Source organism: Amycolatopsis sp. NPDC104587 (genome assembly GCF_055583645.1).
In genome coordinates, this window is the sequence record NZ_JBVJNO010000005.1 from 474,427 (window position 1) to 497,726 (window position 23,300).

The following is a 23,300-nucleotide window of genomic DNA, read 5'->3' on the forward strand; positions in this document are numbered from 1 at the left end:
CCGAACGGCGGAATCGACGTCCGGATTCCGGGAGCACCGTTCTCACGCGCTGGAACGGTGCTCCCAACGGGTGTGGCGGCGGTCATGCGTTCGCCCGTTTGTGCCAGTGAGCGGGCCATTTGCGCCACGGTCGGTGATTCACCCCCTGTTATCGTTCCTCCTCGCTGTTTCGAGCGAGGAGATCCGGTGTCCCTGACCGATGTGGTCGCCCCCAGTCCCGCCCCCGAGAACGTCGCCGCACTCATCGGCGAACGTCTTTCGCTGTCCGCCCTCCACCAGCTGGGCGGCACCCTCGGCGGTTATTCCTTCGTCAAGGTCGTGGTGGACCGCGAAAACGCGGTGATCCACTTCCTGAACGACGCGCGCCATTCCTTTCACGCGATCTATATCGGCGAAGAGATCCTCGGGATCCCCGAAGAACGCGTGCGCGCGGAGATCGACGTGTACAACCAGGCGTTCTACCACGCGCCGGACCGCCGGTTCCTGCTCGGCATCCTCGCCCAGCACCCGCGGATGCTTTCGCTGGAGACCGTCGAGGTCGACACGATGCCGGCCGAGCTGATCCGCGAGTTCCACGCCTTCGTCGCGCGGTACGTCGACCCGGCGCTGCCGCTGCTGTTCAAGCCGGCCAACCAGCGGCAGGAACGGCTCGTCCGGGAGATCCCGGCTGCCGAGCTGCCGCGGGTGTTCGCGCACGAGCTGTTCTCGACGGCGCCGTTCGTCGCGCTGAACCCGGGCACGGCCACGGGCCGGCTGCGCGCCTTCCGCACTGAGGCCGAGTACCGGGCCGCGACGCTGGACTGGTCGGACATCATCGTGATGGACCGCGTACCCGATGACGTCCCGCGGCTGGCCGGCATCGTCAACGCCCGGCACACCACGCCGTTGTCGCACACCAACGTCCTGGCCACCGGCTGGCAGATCCCGAACGCCGTCCAGCTCGGCGCGCTGGCCGAGATCGAGCGCCGCGGCCTCGACGGCAAGTGGGTCGAGTACACGGTGGACGCCCAGGCGTCGGCGGTGTCCTGGCGGGAGGTCGAGGAGCCGGCCGGGACGACTCCGCCGTCCTGGTACGCCCAGCGCGTCACGCTGGAGGAGCCCGAAGCCGAGCACAGCCCGATCCTGAACCTCGCGCGGCTGCGCGCGGCCGACCGGTACCGCTACGGCACGAAGGCGGCGAACCTCGGCGAGCTGCACCACGTGCTGGCCCACGGCTCGCAGCGGCTGCTCGGCTTCTACCAGGTGCCGCGGCCGCCGCGGGACAACCTCCTCCCCCACCTGGCGCGGCTGCTGGACGTCCCCGCCTGCGCCTCGGCGACCGACCTGGCCGCCGCGGCCCACCGGCTGCTCGACGACCACGTCCGCGTGCCCCGCGGCATCGCGCTGCCGTTCTCGCTGCAGCGGCGGTTCCTGGAGTCGTCACCGCGGATCCAGCAGGCCATCGGCAAGCTGAAGATGGCCCTGGAGCTCGACGCGCGGGAGATCGAGCCGCTGTGCGTCGAGCTGCAGGCGCTGATCCGGTCGGCCCGGATGCCGGGCGCGCTCGCCGGCGAGATCGACTCGGCGCTGGTGTCCCAGCTCGCGGGCGTGCGGACGTTCGTCGTGCGCAGCTCGTCGAACGCCGAAGACCTCGCCGGGTTCTCGGCCGCCGGGATCTACGAGTCGCTCAACCACGTCACGACGGCCGAGCGGATCTTCGCCAGTGTCAAGGAAGTCTGGGCTTCACTGGTGTCGGTGCGCAGCGTCCGGCTGCGGCGGCAGGCCGGGATCTCCCTCGACGAGTGCTACATGGGCGTGGTGATCCAGGAGCAGGTCTCGGCCGACTTCGGCGGTGTGCTCGTGACGACGAACCCGATGAACCGCGCGGACTTCCGCACGGTGTACGTCAACGTGTCGCCTCGCGTGACCGACGTCGTCGACGGTTCGGCGTTGCCCATGCAGTACCTGTACTCGACGGTCGAGGGCGGTGGCCGCACGGTGTCGCTCGGCGACGCGGCGGCGGACCTCGACCCGCGGGCCCACGACCAGCTGCAGCGTCTGGCGATCGCCGGCCGGCTGCTGCAGGGCCACTTCTCGCCGGACTACACGTTCGGCTCGCCGGTGGACATCGAGTGGCTCGCCGACGGCGACCACGTCCACATCGTGCAGCTGCGCCCCTATTCGGCCTGACCTTCTTCCGGGAGACCTCACCATGCTGGGCCTTCGCCTGCCCGCACCACCGGCCGTGCAGCGCACCGTCCGGCTGACCTACGGGTTCCAGTTCTTCTTCGGCCTGCTGCTGTGGGTGCCGATCTTCTACCAGTACCAGAAGCTTTCCGGGCTCTCCGACGGCGAGATCTTCGGCATCCAGAGCATCTACTACCTCGTGTTCTGCCTGCTGGAGATCCCGACCGGGATGATCGCCGACCGGTTCGACTACCGCACCTCGCTGGCGGCGGGCGCGGGCGTGCTCGTGGCGGCGAACCTGGTGCCGGTGCTTTCCGGCTCGTACACCGGGTTCCTGGTGCACTTCATCCTGATCGCCTTGGCGCGCTCACTGGTTTCCGGCGCGCAGAGCGCGTACCTGTACGAGTACCTGAACGCTCACGGCTCCGGGGAGCACTACCTGCGTGTGGAAGGGGTCGGCCGCGCGTACAGCCTGGTCGGCAAGATCGTGTACTGGCCGGTGATCGGCCTGCTGATGACGTGGAACCTCCCTTCCCCGTACTGGCTGACGGCGATCAACGCCGCGGTGGCCCTGCTGTTCGCGCTGAAGCTCCCGGCGATCCCGGGCGGCCGCCGCACCGCGGGCAAGACGGCGTCGCTGCTGGCCGGAGTCGGCGGCGCGCTGTCGGCGCTGCGTTCGTCGCGGTGGCTGGTGTTGCTGATGGTGCAGGGCATCGCGATGTTCACGCTCGTGCGGATCTGCCAGGTGAACCTGTTCCAGCCGATCCTGGAGTCGAAGTCCCTGTCGGTGAACTGGTACGGCGCGGTCCTGGCCGCGATGACGGTGTTCGAAGCCGTGGGTGCGGCCCGCCCACACCGCCTCCGCCGGGCGATCGGCCCGGTGGGCACGGTGTTCACGCTGACGGTCGTGATGGCGCTGTGCCTGGGTTTTGTGGTCCCGCTGGGCTCCTTCCCGACGGTGGTGCTGCTGTGCGTCTTCGCGGTGGCGACGGGGATTTCGTTCCCGGTCCAGAAGCAGCTGCTGAACGACTCCATCCCGGACTCCCGCTACCGCGCGACGCTGCTCTCGATGGAGTCCATTGTGGACCGAGCGGTGTGCGCGCTGGTCGCCGTGGCGCTGGGCGCGTACCTGGCGGCGGGTGAGCTGGACGAGTTCCTGGTGCTGTCGGCCGTGGTCACGTGTGTGGTGATGGCGCTGCTCGCGGTGCTGCTGCTGGTGGTCCGCAAGCACCGCTCGGACCGGCGCCGGCCGGCCGAGCGGGAGGCCGTGCCGGTCACCACGGCGTGAGACGGTCGCGAGGTCAGTCGATGTAGGCGTCGTCGAGAAGGGTGGACTCCGCGCCGTACTCGCGGAGCTCCTCCTTGATCACCGTGTACGCCAGCCCTTGGGGATAACCCTTGCGGGCCAGGAAGCCGAGCAGCCGGCGCAGCGCCGTCTGCTCGTCGACGTTGCCCAGCGATCCGAGGCGCTTGCGGACCAGCTCCCTGGCCATCTGCTCCTCGGACTCGCGGTCGACCTCACCCGCCGCCTGCGCCGCGACTTCGTCGTCGACGCCTTTGCGCCGCAGTTCGGCCATCAGCGCGGTGCGGGAGAGCCCCTGGGTCTCGTGCCGGGACTTCACCCACAGCTCGGCGAACTCGGCGTCGTTCACCAACCCGGCCCGGTCCAGCTTGCCGAGCAGGGTTTCGCTGGTCTCCTCGTCGAACCCCTTGCGGCGCAACGCCTGCCGGAGCTCCTCCTGAGTACGCGCACGCACGGCCAGGAGGTCGTAACAGATCTCCTTGGCCTTCTTGTAGCGCTCCTCGGGAGGCAACTCGGCCGGCGGGACCTTGGGCGCCCTCGCCACCTCGATCACTCCTCGTGCTTCACAGAGCCTTCAAAGCCGCGCCTCACCACACAGCGCGACCACACCGGGGGTCCGGGGGTTCGACCCCCGGAAAACGCGGCGGCGGGGATCAGGTGAGCGCACTCCGCGAGCACACCTCCCCATCCCCGACGACCTCGATCAGAAGTCGACCGGCGCCGGAACAGCCTCGACGGCCTCGGCGTCGACCTGCGCGCCGATGCCCAGCTTCTCCTTGATGCGCTTCTCGATCTCGTTGGCGATGTCCGGGTTGTCGCGCAGGAACTTCCGCGCGTTCTCCTTGCCCTGGCCGAGCTGGTCGCCCTCGTAGGTGTACCAGGCGCCGGACTTGCGCAGGATCGCCTGGTCGACACCCATGTCGATGAGCGAACCCTCGCGGGAGACGCCGTGGCCGTAGAGGATGTCGAACTCGGCCTGCTTGAAGGGCGGGGCCATCTTGTTCTTCACGACCTTGACGCGGGTGCGGTTGCCGACCGGCTCGCCGCCGTCCTTGAGCGTCTCGATGCGGCGCACGTCGAGCCGGATCGAGGCGTAGAACTTCAGCGCCTTACCACCGGTCGTCGTCTCCGGGGAGCCGAACATGACGCCGATCTTCTCGCGCAGCTGGTTGATGAAGATCGCGGTGGTGCCGGAGTTGTTCATCGCACCGGTCATCTTGCGCAGCGCCTGGCTCATCAGGCGGGCCTGGAGGCCGACGTGCGAGTCGCCCATCTCGCCCTCGATCTCGGCGCGCGGCACGAGCGCGGCCACCGAGTCGATGACCAGGATGTCGAGCGCGCCGGAGCGGATCAGCATGTCCGCGATCTCGAGCGCCTGCTCACCGGTGTCCGGCTGGGAGACGAGCAGCGCGTCGGTGTCGACACCGAGCTTCTTGGCGTACTCCGGGTCCAGCGCGTGCTCCGCGTCGATGAACGCCGCGATGCCGCCGTTCTTCTGCGCGTTCGCCACGGCGTGCAGGGCGACCGTGGTCTTACCGGAGGACTCCGGTCCGTAGACCTCGATCACGCGGCCGCGGGGCAACCCGCCGATGCCGAGGGCGACGTCGAGGGCGATCGCGCCGGTCGGGATCACGGAGACGGGCGCGCGGCCGTCCTGGCCGAGCCGCATGACCGAGCCCTTGCCGTACTGCTTGTCGATCTGCGCGAGCGCGAGCTCGAGCGCCTTGTCCTTGTCGGGTGCTGCAGGCATGGAAGTCCACCTCGCTGGTCCGAGCCCCGTCGAGGGCTCTTGTCTGTCTGTTCTTCAGCTGTCCGGTCCGACGCTAGCGGCGGGGACCGACAATTCCAGGCGCGGCGCCCAATCTGTGGATCGCTGGACCCGATGTGGACAACACCATAGACGAACACCTGTTCGAGGTCGGCAGCGACACACCCTTGCGCTAGGATTTTCGCCCGCCCGGGTCAGGACCCGGGCGAATCCGCCCAGGTCAGCGTCGTTCGGGTGGGATGTCGAAGGCGGCGCAGACCTCCCGCCAGACCTCCTTCGCCGAAACTCCCGCGGTCAGCGCCTGGTCGACGGTGCGCCCGCCGAGCGCGCTGAGCACGTGGTCCCTGGCCAGCACCTGAGCCCGGCCGGGGCCGAACTCCTCGGCCATCAGGCGCCGGAAAACCGTGATCCGCATCGGACCCATGGTATCCGGGCGGCGCGAACGGCCCGTTCGCGCCCGGTGGCTACTCGCCGGGCTGGACGCTCGCCTCGAAGTAGTCGGCGAGGGTGCCCGGTGTGGTCGCCGCGGCCTGGTCGCTCGAGTTCAGCTGGTAGATGAATCCCACCAGGGGCCGGTCGGACACCGTGAACACGAGCACCGCCGACGTCTTGCCGGCGGCCGACGAGTAGTGGCCCTTGAGCCCGTTGCCGCCCCAGTCGGCCTCGGTGCGGTCGCCGCCCGCCGAGCTGAGCAGGCCGTCGGTGTACTGCTTGAGCGCGTCGGCGCTGTCACCCTGGACGTAGGTGACCTGCGTGCCCGCGCGGCCCGGCGCCGAGCAGGTCGAGGCCGCGCCGAGGTTCTCCGCCGGCGCCGCCGGGCCGTTGCCCATCCCCGGCTTGCAGTCACCGGTGTCGGCGATCTTCCCGGCGAGCTGGCGCAGGCAGCCGGTGAGGCCCTTGTCGTCGGCCTGGCCGGGCGTCTTGCACTGGTCGGCGGTGTAGGTGGTCGTGGCGGACGACGACGTCAGGAAGAAGGTCAGCCCCGCGGCGAGCACCACGACGACCGCGACCGCGATGCCGATGAACAGCTTCTTCTTCCCGCCGGGCTTCGGCTCGGCCGGCTCGGGCGCGGGCGAGTACGAGGGGAAGTTCGACATCTGCTGCGGGCCGCTGGGCGGGAAGTTCGCCGGCGCGTACCCCGGGTACTGCGGCGGAGGCGAGGGCGGCGCGTACTGCGGGCGCTGCGGCGGCGCGCCGGCGGCCACCGCCCCTTCGACGTTCTGGGTGCGCGTCCCCAGCCCGTCGCGGGCGACGTGCTGGGCGCCGAGCGCGACCGCGGTCTCCGGCTGGTCGAGGCTGCCCGGCACGACGCCGAGCTTCTCCGCGATCATCGTGCCGACCAGCGGCAGCCGGCTCGACCCGCCGACGAGGTAGATGCCGGCCAGCCGGTCCGGGGCCAGCCCGGACGAGCGCAGCGTCCGCGAAAGCAGCTCGACGCTGCGCAGCATCGCCGGGCGGACCAGGCCTTCCAGCTCACCGCGCGTGACGAGGACGTCCTTGAACGGCTCGGGCATCGGCACCTCGGTCTGCGGGTGCCGCGACAGCGCCTCCTTGGCCGCCTTGACGTCCTCCTGCAGCGCGCGCCGCGTGCGCCGGTCCGCGGTCGACTCCGGCCGCAGCAGCCGCTGCCAGCGCTGCGGGTCGGAGTGCGAGACCTCGCGCCCGACGTGCACCATCAGCGCCTGGTCGACGTCGAGGCCGCCGAGGTCGGGCAGGCCGTCCTCGGCGAGCACGGTGAAGCCGTTCTGCGTGGCGCCGACGACCGCGACGTCGAAGGTGCCCGCGCCGAGGTCGTAGACCGCGAGCGCCTGGCCGGGAGCCAGCGCCTTGCCCGGGAACGACGCGAAGTGCGCCGCCGCGGCGACCGGTTCGGGCACCAGCAGGATGTTCGGGCCCATCCCGGCGAGCCGGGCGGCGGACATCAGCACGTTGCGGCGGGTCTGGCCCCACTGCGCGGGGTGGGTCAGCCGGACTTCGTCGGGCTGTTCGCCGCCGAGCTGGCGAGACGTCTCTTCGAGCACGCGGCGCAGGATGGCGGCCAGCGCGTCGGTCACCGGGACGACGTCGGTGCCGAGCAGCAGGGTCTGCTCGTCGATGCGGCGCTTGGGGTTCGGCTCGAAGCGGGTCGGGTCGAGGCGGGCGCGGCGCTCGGCGTCCCGGCCGACCATGATCGTGCCGTCTTCGGCGGCGAACACCGCCGAGGGCATGTTGGCCGAGCCGTCCACCTCGACGACCCGGGGCGGCATACCGTGCGCCGAAAGCACGGCGACGGTGTTGGACGTCCCGAGGTCCACCGACAGGATCCGCACAGCACTCCCCTTCACGAAAAACACGCCTTGACGGCGTTCGCCGTGATGCTGCCATGCGCGCGGTGACCGTGCGTGCGGACCCGCGAAAGTCGCCGCTCCTTGACTCGGGGTGTGATCTCGGTGCACGATAGTTGCGCAGTTCGATCATCGGAGTTGCACGGACCGCGCAGAAGGGAGGGTTCGGTGCCGAAGCTGCTCGTCCTCGGGGACGACCTGACCGGCAGCAACGCGACCGGAGCGCTGTATGCGCGGTTCGGGTTGCGCGCGGTTTCGGTCAACGCTCCACTCGAACCGGACGCGCCCTGCTTCCGCGCGGAGACCGGGATCGACGCCCTCGTGGTGAACCTGGGTACCCGCCACGCCTCGCCACCACACGCCGCGCAGGCGGTGCGGACCGCGATCGAGCTGGCCGGGCCGGTGGAGCTGACGGTGAAGCGGGTGGACACGACACTGCGCGGCAACGTCGGCGTGGAGACCGAAGCCGTCCTGGCCTCGGCGCCGGACGCCCGCGCTCTCGTCGTGCCCGCGTTCCCGGACGCCGGGCGGGTCACCCTCCGCGGGCTGCACCTGGTCGACGGCGTGCCGCTGGCCGAAAGCCCCGCGTCACGCGACCCGCTGGCCCCGGTGAAGACGTCGCGGATCCGCGCGCTCCTGCAGCCCACCGACCGGGAGATCGCCGAACTACCGCTGGACGTCGTCGAAGAGGGGGTGGACGCGGTCGAGGCGGCCTTGCGTCGCCCGGCGGAGATCGTCATCTGCGACGCCACCACGAACCGGCACCTGACCACCGTCGCCCGCGCCGCCGCCCGGCTGGCCGCGGAGGGCACCAGGTGGATCTCGGTGGATTCGGGCCCGTTCGGCGTCCGGCTGGCCGCGGCGCTGGGCCTCGCGCCCGGCCACGGCACCGTCCCGCCGGTGCTCGCGGTGGTCGGCAGCATCACCGGGCAGACGCACGACCAGCTGCTGGAAACCGAGCTGGTGCTGGACGCGCGGTACGTCGACGTCGACCCGGAGCGGCCCGATCCCCCGTCGATCGCCGCGGCGGCGGGCGAACTCCTCGCCGCCGGGCACCGTGTGGTGGGTATCCGGACCCGGGCGCCCGCCCCGGGCGCGCCGGTGGATCCGGAGGTGGCCGCGAAGATCCCCCCGGCGCTGGGGGAAGCCGCCCGGCTGGTCCTCGGCGCGCACCGGATCGGCGGGCTCTACGCCACCGGCGGCGACATCGCCGTCGAAGTCACGAAGGCACTCGGAGCCGACGGCTTCGAGATCGACACCGAGGTACTGCCGCTCGCGGTCGCCGGGCGGCTCTCCGGCGGCCCGCACACCGGGCTGCCGTTCGCCACCAAAGGCGGGCTGATCGGCGGGCGCGACGCCTCGGCCGCTTTTCGGGGGTCCGGGTGGCGAAGCCCCCGGCCCGAGGCGAAGCCTCGGTTGTCACAGCCGCCTGTCTGGAACACCTGAACCACGTGCTGGCCACCGGAAGGAAGAACCCGTGAGCGACCTCCCCATCCTCGCCGTCACGCTCGGCGACCCCGTCGGCATCGGCCCCGAGATCACCCTCAAGACCCTCGCCGAGCCCGAGTCCCTGCAGCTGGCGCGCGGGGTGGCGGTCGGCGACGCGATCGTGCTGGAACGCCTGGTCCGGCACCTCGGCCTGCACCTGGAGATCAACCCCATCGCCACGGTCGCCGACGCGCGCTTCACCACCGGCGTGATCGACATCCTCAACCTCGGCGTCGTCCGGGAGGACCTGCCGTGGGGCGAGGTGAACGCGACCGCGGGCGCCGCCGCCGTGGGCGCGATCGAGGTGGCCACCCGGCTCGCGCTGGCCGGCGAGGTCGACGCGGTCGTGACCGCGCCGATCAACAAGGAGGCGATCTGGGCGGCCGGCTCGCAGCACCTCGGGCACACCGAGATGCTCGGCGAGCTCACCGGGTCGACCCGGTTCAACACGATGTTCTGGGTGTCCGGACTGAAGATCTTCTTCGCCACCCGGCACCTTTCGCTGCGCGAGGCGATCGACCAGATCACCCGGGAGAACATCGAGCACGCCATCCGCGAGGCCTACACCGCGCTCGAGGTGTTCGGCACCGAGAAACCGAGACTCGCCGTGGCGGCGCTGAACCCGCACGGCGGGGAGAACGGCAAGTTCGGCGACGAGGAGATCATCGCGATCGCCCCCGCGGTGGCCGCCGCGCGGGTCGCCGGGCTCGACGTCGTCGGCCCGATCCCCGCGGACTCCGTGTTCCACCAAGGGATCCAGGGCCGGTTCGACGGTGTGCTGTCGCTGTACCACGACCAGGGGCACATCGCGTCGAAGACATACGACTTCGACGGCACGGTCTCGGTGACGGTCGGCCTGCCGATCCTGCGCACGTCGGTCGACCACGGCACGGCGTTCGACATCGCCGGCACCGGCCGGGCGTCGCACGGCACGATGGTCGCGGCGTTCAAGGCGGCGGCGACCCTGGCGCCGTACGCGCGGAAGCTGCCCGCCATCTACCCACCGGGCGTCCGGTGATCCCCCGCAAGCGCTGGGCGTACGTGATCCCGGTCGCGGTGGTCATGTACATGCTGGCCTACCTCGACCGCACGAACGTCGCGGTGATCCTGCCCTACATCGGCGACGACTTCCCGTTGTCCGCCAGCGCGAAGGGGCTGGCGAGCGGAATCTTCTTCCTCGGCTACCTGGTGCTGCAGATCCCGGCGGCCGTGCTGGCGGTGAAGTGGAGCGCCCGCAAGACGGTGCTGGTGCTGATGGTCGCGTGGGCGGTCGCGGCGGTGCTGTGCGGCCTGGTGCAGAACGAGACCCAGCTGCACCTCGCGCGGCTGCTGCTGGGGTTGTTCGAAGGCGGCGTCTGGCCCGCCGTGCTGATCCTGCTGGCGTCGTGGTTCCCGCAGGCGGAACGCGCGCGGGCGAACGCGTTGTGGATGACGTGCCTGCCGATCTCGGCGATCGTCATGTCGCCGTTGTCGGGCCTGATGCTCGACCACATGTCGTGGCGCTGGGTGTTCGTGATCCAAGGGCTGCCGCCGCTGCTCTGGGCCGTCGTCTGGTGGTTCGCGGTGGCCGACCGGCCGGCGAAGGCGCGCTGGATCTCGGCCGAGGAACGCGACTACCTCGAAACCACGCTGAAGGCCGAAGAAGACGCGAAGCCGGCGTTCGCGAAGCAGGGCTACCGGCAGGCGCTGGCGAACCGGCAGGTACTGCTGCTGATCGGCGTCTACTTCTTCTGGATCACCGGCTTCTACGGGTTCTCGTTGTGGCTGCCGTCGGTGGTGAAGACGATGACCGGCGGCTCGGCCACCGCCGTCGGGTTCCTGTCCGCGGTGCCGTACGTCCTGGCGCTGGCCGGGATGGTCGCGTGCGCCCACTGGTCGGACAAGACCGGCAACCGGCGGCTCGCGGTCACCGTGCCGCTGCTCGTCGCGATCGCCGGGCTGCTGCTCGGCAACCTCGTCCACTGGCCGCCGGCGGTGCAGCTGGTGCTGCTCTGCGTCGTCGCGACCGGCGTCTACATGCCGTACGGGCCGTTCTGGGCCATCCCCAGCCGGATCCTCGGCATCGAGTTCGTCGCCGTGGCGATGGGCCTGATCAACGCGCTGGGCAACCTCGGCGGCTTCGCCGGGCCCTACCTGGTCGGCTGGCTCACGGACGTCACCGGCAGCGCGACCACCGGGTTCGTCGTCCTGGCCGCGTTCCTCGCCGTGGCCGCGGCCCTGGCGTTCTTCGGGCTCAAGCCCGCTCCCGTGGAAGACTTGGCGCATGTCCCAGCCGCGACCAGGAACCCGTGACCGGCGCGCGATGCTGCTCGAAGCCGTCCGCGACGGCTCGGGTGGCATCACGGAGCTGGCCGAAGAGTTCGGCGTCTCGGAGTCGACGATCCGGCGCGACCTCGCCTCGCTCGCCGGGGCCGGCCACGTCGTGCGCACCTACGGCGGCGCGCTCGACACCGAACGCAGTCCTCGCGAGAAGGACCACGAGCACGCGGCGGCGAAGGACGCCATCGCCCGGGAAGCCGCCGCGCTGGTGCGAGACGGCGAAGTCGTGCTGCTCGACGCCGACACGACCACCGGGCGGCTCGCCCGCCACCTCGCCCACCGCGAGGGGCTGACCGTGGTCACGAACGGCGTCAACGCCATCCGCGAGCTGGCCGGCTTCGCGGGGATCGACCTGATCGTCCTCGGCGGCCGGCTGCGGCATCCCAACGAAGCGATCCTGGGCGAGAGCGTGCTGGCGCAGCTGCGGCACATCTCACCCGACCGGGTGTTCCTGGGCGCCGACGGCCTGGTGGCCGAGCGGGGCCTGTGCTGCCCCTCACTCGAGCAGTCGGTGGTCAAGCACGCGATGCTCCACGCGGGCGGCGAGGCGTACGTGCTGGCCGACCACTCCAAGCTGGGCCAGGCCCCTTTTTCCTACTGGGCGCCGCTCGACCGCGAGTACCGGTTGATCACCGACGAGCCGAAGGTCGACGTCACTCATCCGCAGTTCGCCGAGAGCGTGATCCTGGCAAGCTCGCCGGAAACTGTCGGTGGTGCCGCGCATGATGGACGACGTGGCAGGTGACGTGCTCGAACTCTTCTCCCCCGCGACCCGGGACTGGTTCGCGGGGGCCTTCGCCGCGCCCACCGCGGCGCAGGAAGGCGCCTGGCGAGCGGCGCACGCGGGCGAGCACGCCCTCGTCGTCGCGCCGACCGGGTCCGGCAAGACACTGTCTGCGTTCCTCTGGGCGCTGGACCGGCTGTCGGTGGAGCCGCCGCCGGCGGAGGCCACCAAACGCTGCCGGATCCTCTACGTCTCGCCGCTGAAGGCCCTCGCCGTCGACGTCCAGCGGAACCTGCGCGCGCCGCTCGCCGGCATCTCGCAGGCCTCGCGACGGCTCGAGCTCCCGGTGCCGGAGATCGAGGTCGGCATGCGCACCGGCGACACCACCGCGGCCGAGCGCCGCTCGTTCGGCAAGACCCCGCCGGACGTGCTGGTGACCACGCCGGAGTCGCTCTTCCTGATCCTCACGTCGTCGGCGCGGGAGTCGCTGCGCGGCGTCGAGACCGTGATCGTCGACGAGGTGCACGCGGTGGCCGGCGGCAAGCGCGGCGCGCACCTCGCGCTTTCGCTGGAGCGGCTGGATTCGCTGCTGCCGAAGCCGGCCCAGCGGATCGGTCTGTCGGCGACGGTCCGCCCGGTCGACGAGGTGAGCGCGTTCCTGGCCGGCGGCCGTCCGGTGCGGGTCGTCCAGCCGAAGCTGGCGAAGACCATCGAGGTGCGGGTCGAGGTCCCGGTCGACGACATGAGCAACCTCGACGCGCCCCGCGGCGGGCCGGCGCCGAGCCCGCTCGACGAGCTCGAGTCGCTGACCACCGTGTTCCCGCCGGGCGAGATCGCGCCCGGCGGCCTGGGCACGCTGGAGGAGATCGAGGGCAACCCGGTGCAGCGGCCGTCGATCTGGCCCGCGGTGGAGGAACGGGTGCTGGCCCTCATCCGGGCCCACCGCTCGACCATCGTGTTCGCCAACTCGCGGCGGCTCACCGAGCGGATGACCGCGCGGCTCAACGAGCTCGCCGCCGAGCAGACCGAGCTCACGCAGAGCGACACGTTCCCCGCCGAAGCCGTCGGGCAGTCCGGGGTGAGCACCGGCGCGGCGCCGGTGATCGCGCGGGCGCACCACGGCTCGATGTCGCGGGAGCAGCGCACCCACGTCGAGGAGGACCTCAAGTCCGGGCGGCTGCCGTGCGTGGTGGCGACGTCGTCGCTGGAGCTGGGCATCGACATGGGCGCGGTCGACCTGGTGGTGCAGATCGAGGCGCCGCCGACGGTGGCGTCCGGGCTGCAGCGCGTCGGCCGGGCCGGGCACCAGGTCGGCGCGGTGTCCTCGGGGGTGATGTTCCCCAAGTTCCGCGGTGACCTCGTCTCCTGCGCAGTGGTCGCCGAGCGGATGGCGAGCGGCGCGATCGAGGCGGTCCGCTACCCGCGCAACCCCCTGGACGTGCTGGCCCAGCACGTCGTCGCGATGGTGGCGCTCGAACCGTGGGCCGTGCCGGACCTGGCCTCGCTGGTGCGGCGGGCGGCGCCGTTCGCTTCCCTGCCGGACGACGCGCTGCACGCGGTGCTCGACATGCTCGCGGGCCGCTACCCGAGCGAGGAGTTCGGCGAGCTGCGAGCGCGGATCACCTGGGACCGGATCAGCGGCGAGCTGCGCGGGCGGCCGGGTTCCCAGCGGCTGGCCGTCACCTCCGGCGGCACCATCCCGGACCGCGGGCTGTTCACGGTGATGACCCCGGGCGGGGACGACAAGCCCGGTTCGCGCGTCGGCGAGTTCGACGAGGAAATGGTGTACGAGTCGCGGGTCGGCGACACCATCCTGCTGGGCACGTCGTCGTGGCGGATCACCGACATCACGCACGACCGGGTCATCGTGGTGCCCGCGCCGGGCGAGCCGGCGCGGATGCCGTTCTGGAAGGGCGACGCGCCGGGCCGTCCGCTGGAACTCGGCCGGGCGCTGGGGAAGTTCGTCCGCGAACTGTCCACATCGGACGATGTGAAGGCCCGGGAGCGGGCCACCGCGGCGGGTCTGGACGAGCGGGCGTGTGACAACTTGCTCGCTTACCTGGCCGAGCAGAAGTCCGCGACCCGCCACGTGCCGAACGACCGGACGATCCTGCTGGAGCGCTACCGCGACGAGCTGGGCGACTGGCGGATCGTCGTGCACTCGCCGTTCGGCGCGCAGGTGAACGCGCCGTGGGCGCTGGCGATCGCCGCACGGCTGCGGGAGAACCGCGGGGTCGACGCGCAGATCGCGCACTCCGACGACGGCATCGTGCTGCGGCTCCCCGACGCGCTGGACGCCGAGGGCGCCGACGTCACCATCAGCGCCGACGACATCCTGCTCGATCCCGAAGAGGTCGAGCAGCTGATCGTCGCCGAGGTCGGCGGCTCCGCCGTGTTCGCGGCGCGGTTCCGGGAGTGCGCGGCGCGGTCACTGCTGCTGCCGCGCCGGGACCCGCGGCGCCGCACTCCGCTGTGGCAGCAACGGCAACGCGCGTCGCAGCTGCTGTCGGTCGCGGCCAAGTACGAACGGTTCCCGGTTGTGCTCGAGGCGATGCGCGAAGTCCTGCAGGACGTCTACGACGTGGGCGGGCTGCGTGAGCTGATGGCCGACGTCCGGGCGCGCAAGGTCCGGCTGGTGGAGGTCGAGACGCCGGCCGCGTCGCCGTTCGCGCGGAGCCTGCTCTTCGGTTACGTCGGGATGTTCCTGTACGAGACGGACGCGCCGCTGGCCGAGCGGCGGGCGGCGGCGCTGTCGCTGGACTCGGCGTTGCTGGCCGAGCTCCTGGGCACCGAGGCGATCCGGGAGCTGCTGGATCCCGAAGCGGTCACCGAGGTGGAGCGGTCGCTGCAACGGCTCGACCCCGACCGCCACGCGCGCTCGGCCGAAGACGCCGCCGACCTGTTGCGGTTCCTCGGCGACCTGACCGTCGAAGAGGCGGCCGAGCGCGGGATCCAGGCCGAGTGGCTCACCGAGCTGGAAGCGGCGCGGCGGGCGATCCGGGTGCGGATCGGCGGCACGGAACGGTTCCTGGCGATCGAGGACTCCGGCAAGGTCCGCGACGCCCTGGGCACCGCGCTGCCGGTGGGTGTGCCCGAAGCGTTCACCGAACCGGTCGCGGACCCGCTCGGTGACCTGCTGTCGCGTTACGCCCGGAGCCGGGGCCCGTTCGCGGCCGCGACGGTGGCCGAGCGGTTCGGGCTCGGCATGGCGGTCGTCACCGGTGTCCTCGACCGGATGACCGGGGAGGGGCGTCTCGTCCGAGGTGAGCTGAGCCCGGTCGGACATCCGGACACCCGTGGTGTCGGCATCGAGTACTGCGATTCGGCGGTGTTGCGGCGGCTGCGGCGGGCGTCGCTGGCGAAGCTGCGGGCCGAGGTGGAGCCGGTCGAACCGGCGGCGCTGGGCCGGTTCCTGCCGTCGTGGCACGGGTTCGGCGGCCGCGTCCGGGCGGCGCCGACGGCGGACGACGTGCTGTCGGTGGTCGAGCAGCTCGCCGGGGCGCCGTTGCCGGCGAGCGCGGTGGAGTCGCTGATCCTGCCCGGCCGGCTGCCGGGCTACTCCCCCGCGTTGCTGGACGAGCTGACGACCGCGGGCGAGGTCACGTGGGCGGGCTGCGGCGCGCTGTCCGGTGGCGACGGCTGGATCGCCCTCGCGCCCACCGACGTCGCCGACCTGCTGCTGCCCGAGGTGGTCGAAGACATCCCGACCGGCCCGCTGCACGACGCGATCGTGTCCACTTTGGAGGGTGGAGCACTGTTCTTCCGCCAGCTGGTGGACCGCGCGACCGTGCTGGTGGAGAAGGCGCCGAGTGACGCCGAAGTCGTGGCCGCGCTGTGGGACCTGGTGTGGGCCGGGCTGGTCACCGGCGACACGCTGGGGCCGTTGCGGGCCCAGGTGGCCGGGCACGGAGCGCACAAACCGCGGCGGCAGGCACCCCGCGGCCGGTACGCACGGCTGCGGGCGGGGCGGCCGCAGATGCCTTCGCGGTCCGGGCCGCCGACGGTCGCCGGCCGCTGGGCGCTGACCCCGGTCCGCGAAACCGACGCGACCCGGCGAGCCCACGCGCGGACCGAGGCGTTCCTGGAGCGCCACGGCGTCCTGACCCGGGGCGCGCTGGACACCGAACGGGTCACCGGCGGGTTCTCCGGGATCTACAAGGTGCTCCGCGGCATGGAGGACACCGGCCAGGTGATCCGCGGTTACGTGGTGGAGGGCCTGGGCGCGGCCCAGTTCGCGGCGAAGGGCGCGGTCGACCGCCTCCGCGCCCTCTCGGGCCCCGGCCGCCCGGCACCCGGACGAGCAGTGGTGCTGGCGGCAGCCGACCCGGCCCAGCCCTACGGCGCGGCGCTCCCCTGGCCGGCCGCAACGGGCGACACAAAGCACCGCCCGGCCCGCAAGGCCGGAGCGTTGGCGGTACTGGTGGACGGAGTCCCGGCGCTGTACGTAGAGCGAGGAGGACGATCACTGCTGAGCTTCACGGAAGAGCGGCAGCCCTTGTCGGACGCGGCCCAGGCCCTGTCGGCAGCGGTCCGCGAAGGCTGGCTGGGCCAGCTGTCGGTCCAACGCGCGGACGGCGAGCAAGCGCTGACCTCGGAGCTGGCGGAGGTACTGAGGGAGGCAGGATTCCGAGCAACCCCCTCCGGCCTACGACTGCGAGCTTGAGAAGCGGCCCACGACTTCACGGCCGGCTCCGACCTCGCGGCCGATATGACTCGCCGCTGGCTCGGCTTCGCGGCGATCTCCACGCTACGGCCGGCTTGGTCCTGCGATCGGTTCAGCTTCGCGGCGATCTCCACGCTACGGCCGGCTTGGTGCTGCGATCGGTTCGGCTTCGCGGCCGACTCCGGCTTCGCGCAGCCAGCTCGGCCGCACGCGGGCCCGGCCCGCGGCCGCCGGTTTCCGATTGCCCGGCGGGCCGGTTCCGGGCTGGCCTAAGCTGCCAGTCCGACTCGCACGAAGGATGTTCTGCTCATGGCCATGCGCGAACTGCGCTATTTCGGGGACCCGATCCTCAAGTCCGTCTGTGATCCGGTCACCGTCTTCGACAAGAAGCTCGAGGCTCTTGTGCGGGACCTGGTCGACTCCGTCAAACCGGACGGGCGGGCCGGGCTGGCCGCGCCGCAGATCGGGGTCGGGCTGCGGATCTTCAGCTATGACGTCGCCGGGCTGAGCGGGTACGTCGTCAACCCCGAGGTCGTCGAGCTGTCCGAAGAGACGCACGAGATCAACGAGGGCTGCCTGTCCGTTCCGGAGCTGTGGTTCCCCACCAAGCGGGCAGTGCACGCCAAAGTGCGAGGGGTCGACATCCACAACCAGCCCATCGAAGTCGAGGGCGAAGACGTGCTGGCGCAGTGCCTGCAGCACGAAACCGACCACCTCGACGGCGTCCTCTACCTCGACCGGCTCACCGCCGAGCGCAAGAAGACCGCTCTGCGCGAAGCGCGCGACAAGGACTGGTTCTGGAAGCGCTGACCCGGCTCAAGCGGGCAGGAGCAGCCTGAGCTTCGCCTCGTCGTCGGGGCCGCGTTCCGTGCGAAGGCCCGCGCGGGCCGCGGTGCGGGGCAGGACGTCGTCGCCCGGGAGGCAGTCGGCCTTCAGCTCGGTGATGCCCTGGGCCTCGGCGAGCACCGCCAGCCGGGAGAGCAGCGCCGTGCCGATGCCCTGACGCTGCCAGTCGTCCTCCACCAGCAGGGAGATCTCGGCCTCGCCGGTCGCCGCCGGGATGAGCTGGGCCAGGCCGATCACCTCGCGGCCGAACACGGCGAGCACGCTGGTGCCGCGCGGCGGCACCAGCAGCCGGTGCAGCCAGCGGCGCGGGACCGTCCGCACTCCCGTGTGGTAGCGCCGGAAGAGCGTGGCCATCGAGCAACGGCGGTGCAGCTCGGACACCGCGTCGGCGTCGCCGGGCAGTCCCTTGCGCAGGACGATCGCGGCGCCGTCGGGGCGGTCGAGGACCACCGGGCCGGCGACGTTCCGGGCCGTCGCGGCGAGCAGCGTCACCAGCGCTTCGGCGCGGGTTAGCTCCAGCTGCACGAACGGCGCCCACTGGCGGCGCGCCACCAGCGCCTGGCCCGCGCCCACCTCGAACACCGCCCGGTGCCCGCTCTCGGTGCGGGCCGGGTTGGCTTCCGCGGCGGGAACCAGCGTGACGACGTCGGCGGCCAGCACCTCCTTCAGCACCTCTGTCAGCCGGGCCGGGTCGTCGATCGCGCGGCGGGCCGCCAGCAGCGTCGACGACGACGGGTCGACCAGCTCGTGGACGTCGGCGTCGATGACCGCGGTGCATTCACAGCCCTCGGCGCGGAGGGCCTCGATCAGGCGGCGCCGGGGCAGGCCGATCGCGGGGCGCAGCACGATCTCGTCGAGCACACCGCCGGGCACCGGCAGCACGGACAGGCCGAGGATGTTGCACTCGAGGTCGGCGAGCCGGATCGCGAGGCGGGCCAGCGTGCCCGGGTGGTCGTGCATCCGGACCCGCACCCGCCAGGCGGACCGGGTGGCGGGCTCCTCGACGACGGCCGTCCGGCCCGGCTGGGGCAACGCTCGAGAGGTCTCCATGCCACCACGGTCCCGCGGGGTTGTTGCCGCGCCAGGACGCCGGTGTTTCGCGCAGGTCAGCGTTCGGCGCGCCCCGGCAACCCGGGCGAAACACGCGTCAGCCAGGACCGCACCTCGGTCGCCAGCGCGACCGGGGCGTCCAGCTGGACGAGGTGGCCGGCGCCGGCGAGCGGGGTGAACGTCGCGCCGGGGATGCCGGCGGCGAGCCGTTCACCGGTCTCGGCCGGGATCCACGTGTCCTCGACGCCCCAGAGCACCCGCACCGGGAGGTCCATCCCGCCGAGCCGCTCCTCGTTTTCGACCAGGTAGCGCTCGTCGTACGCGGCGATCTGGCGGTAGAACGCCGGCTGGCCCTCGTCGCCCAGCCACGGGGCGGTGAGCTCCGCGAGGTCGGCTTCCCGCAGCTCACGGAAGCTCGCGTTGCCGATGTAGGCCCGGACCAGCGCCTCGTGGATGTACGGCGGCACCTGCGCGAGCACGTCCGGGTGCTCCTTGACCAGCCGGAAGAACGGCGAGCCCGACGGCGGGATCGCCACGACGTCGGCCATCAGCAGCGACGCGTACGGCACCCCGTGGACCAGGTGGGCGCGCAGCGACACGGCGCCGCCGTAGTCGTGGGCGACGACGTGCGGCCGGTCGAGCCCCCAGTGCGTGAGCAACGCCTGGAACGCCTCGGCCTGGACGCCGAAGTCGACCGCGTGACCGGAGTCCTTGGACGATCGGCCGTAGCCGGGCATGTCCCAGAGGTAGACGGTGAAGTCGTCGCTCAGCGCTTCGGCGAAGGGGCGCCACAGCCACGACGACCACGGCGTGCCGTGGCAGAACACCACCGCGGGCCCGGCTCCGGCGCGGTCCCAGGCGATCCGGCGCCCGTGCCACTCGAAGGTCTCCATGATCTCCAGCCAGGTCAGCGTGGGGTCAGCACGCAGAACTCGTTGTCCTCCGGATCCGCCAGCACGCGCCACGGCAGCGAGGGACCGCCCAGGTCCGCGGGCGCCGCGCCGAGCGCGACGATCTCCGCCACCGCCGCCGCGTGGTCCGCGCCGGCCGGCGGCGCGATGTCCAGGTGGATCCGGTTCTTCACGCTCTTCACGTCGGTGGTGCGGAGGAACTCCAGCCACGGCCCGCGGCCCGACGGCGCGCGCAGGCCGACCAGGACGTCACCCTCCCGGTCCTGGATCGGCCAGCCGGTGAGCCGCGCCCAGAACGCGGCCTGCGGCTCCGGGTGGTGGGTGTCGACCAGGATCGCCGCCACCGCGCCCGACTCCGCGTACTTCTCGCGCGGCTCGAGGATGCAGAACTCGTTGCCTTCGGGGTCCGCCAGCACCACCCACGGCACGTCACCCTGCCCGACGTCGACGTGGCGCCCGCCCAGCTCCAGGGCGCGCCGCACCAGCTCGGCCTGGTGCGCGGCGGTCCTGCTCGCCAGGTCGAGGTGGGTCCGGTTCTTCACCTCCTTGGGCTCGGGCACCGGGACGAAGACGAGGTCCAGGTCCCAGCCGTCGGTCGCCGGAGCCCGGACGTCGACCTCGCCGCCGGGCTCCACGGCGACACGCCAGCCGAGCAGCGCGGCCCAGAAGCCCGCCAGGGCCTCCGGCCGCGCCGCGTCGATCACCAGGTTCACCAGGCGCGTGCTCATGCGCCGCAGGCTAGCCGCCACCTCCGACAGTTCCGGTTCGGCTTCCCCACCGGCCGGGTTCATCGGGTCGCGAGCCGCAGCAGCGCCCAGAGCTGGGCCGCCTGGTCGTGCACTCCTCGCACGGTCACCGAGGTCAGGGACGCCCGGCCCCAGAGCCACAGGTAGAGCCGCCCGGGTTCGGCCGTGACGACGTCGTCCGCGGCCTCGGCCTCTTCGGCCGAACAGCGCCAGGCCTCCGTCACTTCCGGGCCGGCTCGCGCGATCCAGCTGTGGGCGCCGGTCCGGACGCCGACCGAACCCGCCTTGGTGCCGGTGAGCCCGAGCATCGGCAGTTTCTGGCCGAACCACAGGGTGAGCGCTTCGTCGATGCCGTCGACCGCGAGGTCTTCGTCGATGCCGCGCTCCGGCGTGCCCGCGGCTTGCTCGACGTCGACGCGGTGGACCAGCGTCTCGTGGAGCATCCGGCGCCGCCAGAACCCGAACGTCGGGTCGGCGGGCCACCACGTGTCGGCGGGCTCTTCGGAGTCGTGGGCGGCGAGCTCGTCGAGCAGCTCGGTGAGGCCCGTCTCGAGGTATTCGGCCACGCTCTGGCCGGGTTCGGGGTCGCGCTGCCACTCTTCCGGGACGCGGCCCTCGACGAGCCGGCGGCGGACCATCCGGTAGAGGCTGCCGACGTGCCGGGGGATCTCGCCGAGCGTCCAGCCGGGGCAGGCCGGCACCGGCGCCTCAGCCGGGGCCGCGTCGACGGCTTCGACCAGCACCCGGCCTTCGATCCCCAACGCGGTGAGCAGCCGCCCCTGGTCGACCGGGCCGTGCTCACGCGACATGGGCTTCCCCGGTGATCGGCAGGCCGTGCACCAGCCGGCGCACGAGCTCGAGGAACGGCGTGGCGGCGCGCACCAGCTGCGCGGCCGACTCGGCGGTGACCTTCCCGGTGATCCCGGCCTGCGCGGCGGCGCGCGCGGCCGAGTTGCCCGCGAAGAAGGCGGACCATTCCCGCAGCTCGGGCGCGACGGAATCGAGCAGCACCCAGGTGCTGGCCGGCCGCGCCCGCCCCCGGTGCGGCCGCCCCCGCGCGGCCAGCACGGCGGCGGCGCCACGCAGGGCGGCGAGGTAGGCGCCGATGAACTGTTCGGAGGAGTCGGTTTCCCGCTCGGCCTCGGCCAGGATCCGACGCGCTTGCCCGAGCAGACCGGCGGCCACGGGCGGGGCGGGAGGGCGGAGGGACATGGGGAGCTGGGACTGCCCGGGATCGACGGGCGGCTGCTCGGGGTGCTCGCGGACCGCTGCGGGACGCGGCGGCAGAGGCAGCTGCGGCTGCGCGGGGTTCGCGGGGTGCTCGCGGACCGCTGCGGGGCGCGGCGGCAGAGGCAGCTGAGGCTGGTCCACCACCAGGGCAACCGACTCGGCAGCCGGATGCGGCGACAAAGGCAACTGTGGCTGATCAGCCTCCACCGCCGAAGCCGCCGGGCGTCGGCGGCCTGGCTGCACTGTGGTCGAACACGACCGCGCGGGCAACGGCGGCTGCGGCGAGTCCACCACCGGGGCCGACAAGCGCCGCCGGGTCTGGGGTGGGGTCGCCAGCGCCGGGGCTGACAGGGGCAGCTGGGGCTGCCCGGGATCCGTGGGGGACACGACCTTGACGGACATGACGACCCTCCTCCTGCGCGGGGTGAGCCCGATCCGGGCCCGCCGCCGAGACGCTTCCCCCGTCCCGGCGGCGGACGCCTGACCGGTGCGCGCTCACCGAATGTCGAACGCCTGTTCGAACAATTTCCAGAGTAACCCCCGACCCGGCGTCCGCTCAACCCCACGGGTGGAATCCCCGGACGTGGTGCGGGACACCAGGTCGGTGGCGTGATCTCATAGGCTCATGAGTTCGCTGGACCACCCCGCCGTCGCCAAGGTGGCGGCCGCGCTCGCCGAAGCCGGGCAGCAGGCCGCCGCCGAGGGCATCCGGGTCCTGCCCGCCGAGGTGCGGACCGCTGCGCAGGCGGCCGAAGCGCTCGGCGTGCCGGTCGGGGCCATCGCCAACAGCCTCATCTTCCGCCTGGGGTCCGACAAAAAAGCGCTCCTCGCGCTGACCTCGGGCGCGCACCGGGCGGATCCGGCCACGCTCGCCCGGCTGGCCGGGGCCGAAACCGGCAAGGCCGACGCCGACTTCGTGCGTGAGGTCACCGGGCAGCCGATCGGCGGGGTCGCCCCGGTCGGGCACCCGGCGCCCTTGCCCACGCTCGTCGACACCGCGCTGCGCGCCCACGACGTCGTGTGGGCCGCGGCCGGGCACCCCAAGACCGTCTTCCCCACCACCTTCGCCGGGCTGGTGGCCTTGACCGGGGGCACCCCGGGCGCGCTCTCCGGCGCGGAGGAAGATGGGCACCCGTGACCGCGATGCCCGCCGGCTGCTCCCGCTACGTCCAGCTCTCCGCGGACGAGTTCCGCGCGCGCCTGCCCGAGGCGCTCGCCATCTACGTCCGGGCGATGCGGTACCCCGCGGGCACCGCCGAGCAGCGCGCGCCGATGTGGCTCACCCACGCGCTGCGTGAGGGCTGGCGCTGCATGGCCGCGCTCGACGCCGACGACGTCCTGCTCGGGGTCGCCTACGGCTACCGCGGCCGCGCCGGGCAGTGGTGGCACGAGCAGGTGCGGCACGGGCTCAGCCGCCGCTCCGGGCCCGAAGCGGCCGAGCGCTGGCTGGCGGACTACTTCGAGCTGACCGAGATCCACGTCCGGCCGGAGAACCAGGGCCACCAGATCGGCGAGGACCTGCTGCGCGCCCTCCTCGACGGCGTGCCGAGCGCGAACGTACTGCTCTCGACGCCGGAAGGCACCAGCCGGGCGTGGAAGCTCTACCGCCGCACGGGCTTCGTCGACGTCCTGCGCGACTACCACTTCGCCGGCGATCCACGGCCGTTCGCGATCCTCGGGCGGGGGGGGGGGGGGGGCCCCTCCCGCACACAACGAACAAAACAGAGAAAGACAAGACCTACCCCCGCCCTTCTTCCCCGCC

At 72.3% G+C, this 23,300-nt stretch carries 18 protein-coding genes and 1 pseudogene; 10 read left to right on the top strand and 9 right to left on the bottom strand.

Annotation, left to right across the window (positions count from 1 at the left end):
* Positions 1-186 precede the first annotated feature (186 nt).
* Positions 187-2,169 (top strand): PEP/pyruvate-binding domain-containing protein, encoded by a 1,983-nt coding sequence (locus ACZ61C_RS17695; RefSeq protein WP_465307873.1) that lies wholly within the window; start codon positions 187-189, stop codon positions 2,167-2,169.
* A gap of 22 nt (positions 2,170-2,191) precedes the next feature.
* Positions 2,192-3,454: an MFS transporter gene (locus tag ACZ61C_RS17700; RefSeq protein ID WP_465307875.1), complete on the top strand. Its 1,263-nt coding sequence runs from the start codon at positions 2,192-2,194 to the stop codon at positions 3,452-3,454.
* 13 nt (positions 3,455-3,467) lie between these two features.
* Here ACZ61C_RS17700 and ACZ61C_RS17705 read toward each other — a convergent pair whose 3' ends face one another.
* From ACZ61C_RS17705 to ACZ61C_RS17720, 4 genes are all read right to left on the bottom strand, one after another.
* Complete coding sequence (locus ACZ61C_RS17705) at positions 3,468-4,013, bottom strand: regulatory protein RecX (protein WP_465307877.1); 546 nt, start codon at positions 4,011-4,013, stop codon at positions 3,468-3,470.
* Positions 4,014-4,172: 159 nt separating this feature from the next.
* Positions 4,173-5,219 (bottom strand): recombinase RecA, encoded by a 1,047-nt coding sequence (gene recA, locus ACZ61C_RS17710; RefSeq protein WP_465307879.1) that lies wholly within the window; start codon positions 5,217-5,219, stop codon positions 4,173-4,175.
* A 238-nt stretch (positions 5,220-5,457) separates the two neighbouring features.
* Complete coding sequence (locus tag ACZ61C_RS17715; protein ID WP_465307881.1) at positions 5,458-5,652, bottom strand: DUF3046 domain-containing protein; 195 nt, start codon at positions 5,650-5,652, stop codon at positions 5,458-5,460.
* A 49-nt stretch (positions 5,653-5,701) separates the two neighbouring features.
* Complete coding sequence (locus ACZ61C_RS17720; RefSeq protein ID WP_465307883.1) at positions 5,702-7,546, bottom strand: Hsp70 family protein; 1,845 nt, start codon at positions 7,544-7,546, stop codon at positions 5,702-5,704.
* 183 nt (positions 7,547-7,729) lie between these two features.
* Between ACZ61C_RS17720 and ACZ61C_RS17725 the strand changes: the two genes are divergently transcribed.
* From ACZ61C_RS17725 to def, 6 genes are all read left to right on the top strand, one after another.
* Positions 7,730-9,007, top strand: a complete 1,278-nt coding sequence (locus ACZ61C_RS17725) for a four-carbon acid sugar kinase family protein (RefSeq protein ID WP_465307885.1) — start codon at positions 7,730-7,732, stop codon at positions 9,005-9,007.
* 31 nt (positions 9,008-9,038) lie between these two features.
* The gene (gene pdxA / locus ACZ61C_RS17730) at positions 9,039-10,067 is read left to right on the top strand and encodes a 4-hydroxythreonine-4-phosphate dehydrogenase PdxA (RefSeq protein WP_465307887.1); all 1,029 of its coding nucleotides are present in this window, start codon (positions 9,039-9,041) and stop codon (positions 10,065-10,067) included.
* Positions 10,064-11,341 (top strand): MFS transporter, encoded by a 1,278-nt coding sequence (locus ACZ61C_RS17735; RefSeq protein ID WP_465307889.1) that lies wholly within the window; start codon positions 10,064-10,066, stop codon positions 11,339-11,341. Before pdxA ends, ACZ61C_RS17735 begins: the two co-directional genes overlap by 4 nt.
* Positions 11,313-12,113, top strand: coding sequence for a DeoR/GlpR family DNA-binding transcription regulator (locus ACZ61C_RS17740; protein ID WP_465307891.1), 801 nt, complete (start codon positions 11,313-11,315; stop codon positions 12,111-12,113). Before ACZ61C_RS17735 ends, ACZ61C_RS17740 begins: the two co-directional genes overlap by 29 nt.
* Complete coding sequence (locus ACZ61C_RS17745) at positions 12,091-16,755, top strand: DEAD/DEAH box helicase (protein WP_465307893.1); 4,665 nt, start codon at positions 12,091-12,093, stop codon at positions 16,753-16,755. The genes ACZ61C_RS17740 and ACZ61C_RS17745 overlap by 23 nt, the downstream gene beginning before the upstream one ends.
* Positions 16,756-17,064: 309 nt before the next feature.
* Positions 17,065-17,565 carry a peptide deformylase gene (gene def / locus ACZ61C_RS17750; protein ID WP_465307895.1) on the top strand — a complete coding sequence of 167 codons (501 nt, stop codon included), beginning with the start codon at positions 17,065-17,067 and terminating at the stop codon, positions 17,563-17,565.
* A 6-nt stretch (positions 17,566-17,571) separates the two neighbouring features.
* Here the strand turns inward: def and ACZ61C_RS17755 are convergent, their stop codons facing one another.
* The 5 genes from ACZ61C_RS17755 to ACZ61C_RS17775 all read right to left on the bottom strand — a co-directional run bounded on the left by ACZ61C_RS17755 (position 17,572) and on the right by ACZ61C_RS17775 (position 21,682).
* The gene (locus tag ACZ61C_RS17755) at positions 17,572-18,633 is read right to left on the bottom strand and encodes a GNAT family N-acetyltransferase (RefSeq protein WP_465308272.1); all 1,062 of its coding nucleotides are present in this window, start codon (positions 18,631-18,633) and stop codon (positions 17,572-17,574) included.
* 74 nt (positions 18,634-18,707) lie between these two features.
* The gene (locus ACZ61C_RS17760) at positions 18,708-19,544 is read right to left on the bottom strand and encodes an alpha/beta fold hydrolase (RefSeq protein WP_465307897.1); all 837 of its coding nucleotides are present in this window, start codon (positions 19,542-19,544) and stop codon (positions 18,708-18,710) included.
* A 14-nt stretch (positions 19,545-19,558) separates the two neighbouring features.
* A complete protein-coding gene (locus ACZ61C_RS17765; protein ID WP_465307899.1) occupies positions 19,559-20,290 on the bottom strand; it encodes a VOC family protein in 732 nt (243 codons plus the stop codon).
* Between the two features lie 59 nt (positions 20,291-20,349).
* Complete coding sequence (locus tag ACZ61C_RS17770; protein WP_465307901.1) at positions 20,350-21,117, bottom strand: maleylpyruvate isomerase family mycothiol-dependent enzyme; 768 nt, start codon at positions 21,115-21,117, stop codon at positions 20,350-20,352.
* Positions 21,107-21,682: an SAV_6107 family HEPN domain-containing protein gene (locus tag ACZ61C_RS17775; protein ID WP_465307903.1), complete on the bottom strand. Its 576-nt coding sequence runs from the start codon at positions 21,680-21,682 to the stop codon at positions 21,107-21,109. The genes ACZ61C_RS17770 and ACZ61C_RS17775 overlap by 11 nt, the downstream gene beginning before the upstream one ends.
* A gap of 481 nt (positions 21,683-22,163) precedes the next feature.
* Between ACZ61C_RS17775 and ACZ61C_RS17780 the strand changes: the two genes are divergently transcribed.
* Both ACZ61C_RS17780 and ACZ61C_RS17785 read left to right on the top strand, forming a co-directional pair.
* Positions 22,164-22,676, top strand: coding sequence for a YbaK/EbsC family protein (locus ACZ61C_RS17780; RefSeq protein WP_465307905.1), 513 nt, complete (start codon positions 22,164-22,166; stop codon positions 22,674-22,676).
* Positions 22,673-23,221 (top strand): annotated as a pseudogene (locus ACZ61C_RS17785) (GNAT family N-acetyltransferase); the annotation flags it as partial. The gene ACZ61C_RS17780 and the pseudogene ACZ61C_RS17785, both read left to right, overlap by 4 nt.
* Positions 23,222-23,300: the final 79 nt, after the last annotated feature.

Coding starts and splice junctions, on each gene's coding strand:
- recA (WP_465307879.1), bottom strand. CDS start 5,219: ATGCCTGCAGCACCCGACAAGGACAAGGCGCTCGAGCTCGCGCTCGCG.
- ACZ61C_RS17765 (WP_465307899.1), bottom strand. CDS start 20,290: ATGAGCACGCGCCTGGTGAACCTGGTGATCGACGCGGCGCGGCCGGAG.
- ACZ61C_RS17745 (WP_465307893.1), top strand. CDS start 12,091: ATGATGGACGACGTGGCAGGTGACGTGCTCGAACTCTTCTCCCCCGCG.
- ACZ61C_RS17700 (WP_465307875.1), top strand. CDS start 2,192: ATGCTGGGCCTTCGCCTGCCCGCACCACCGGCCGTGCAGCGCACCGTC.
- ACZ61C_RS17715 (WP_465307881.1), bottom strand. CDS start 5,652: ATGCGGATCACGGTTTTCCGGCGCCTGATGGCCGAGGAGTTCGGCCCC.
- ACZ61C_RS17760 (WP_465307897.1), bottom strand. CDS start 19,544: ATGGAGACCTTCGAGTGGCACGGGCGCCGGATCGCCTGGGACCGCGCC.
- def (WP_465307895.1), top strand. CDS start 17,065: ATGGCCATGCGCGAACTGCGCTATTTCGGGGACCCGATCCTCAAGTCC.
- ACZ61C_RS17740 (WP_465307891.1), top strand. CDS start 11,313: ATGTCCCAGCCGCGACCAGGAACCCGTGACCGGCGCGCGATGCTGCTC.
- ACZ61C_RS17770 (WP_465307901.1), bottom strand. CDS start 21,117: ATGTCGCGTGAGCACGGCCCGGTCGACCAGGGGCGGCTGCTCACCGCG.
- ACZ61C_RS17780 (WP_465307905.1), top strand. CDS start 22,164: ATGAGTTCGCTGGACCACCCCGCCGTCGCCAAGGTGGCGGCCGCGCTC.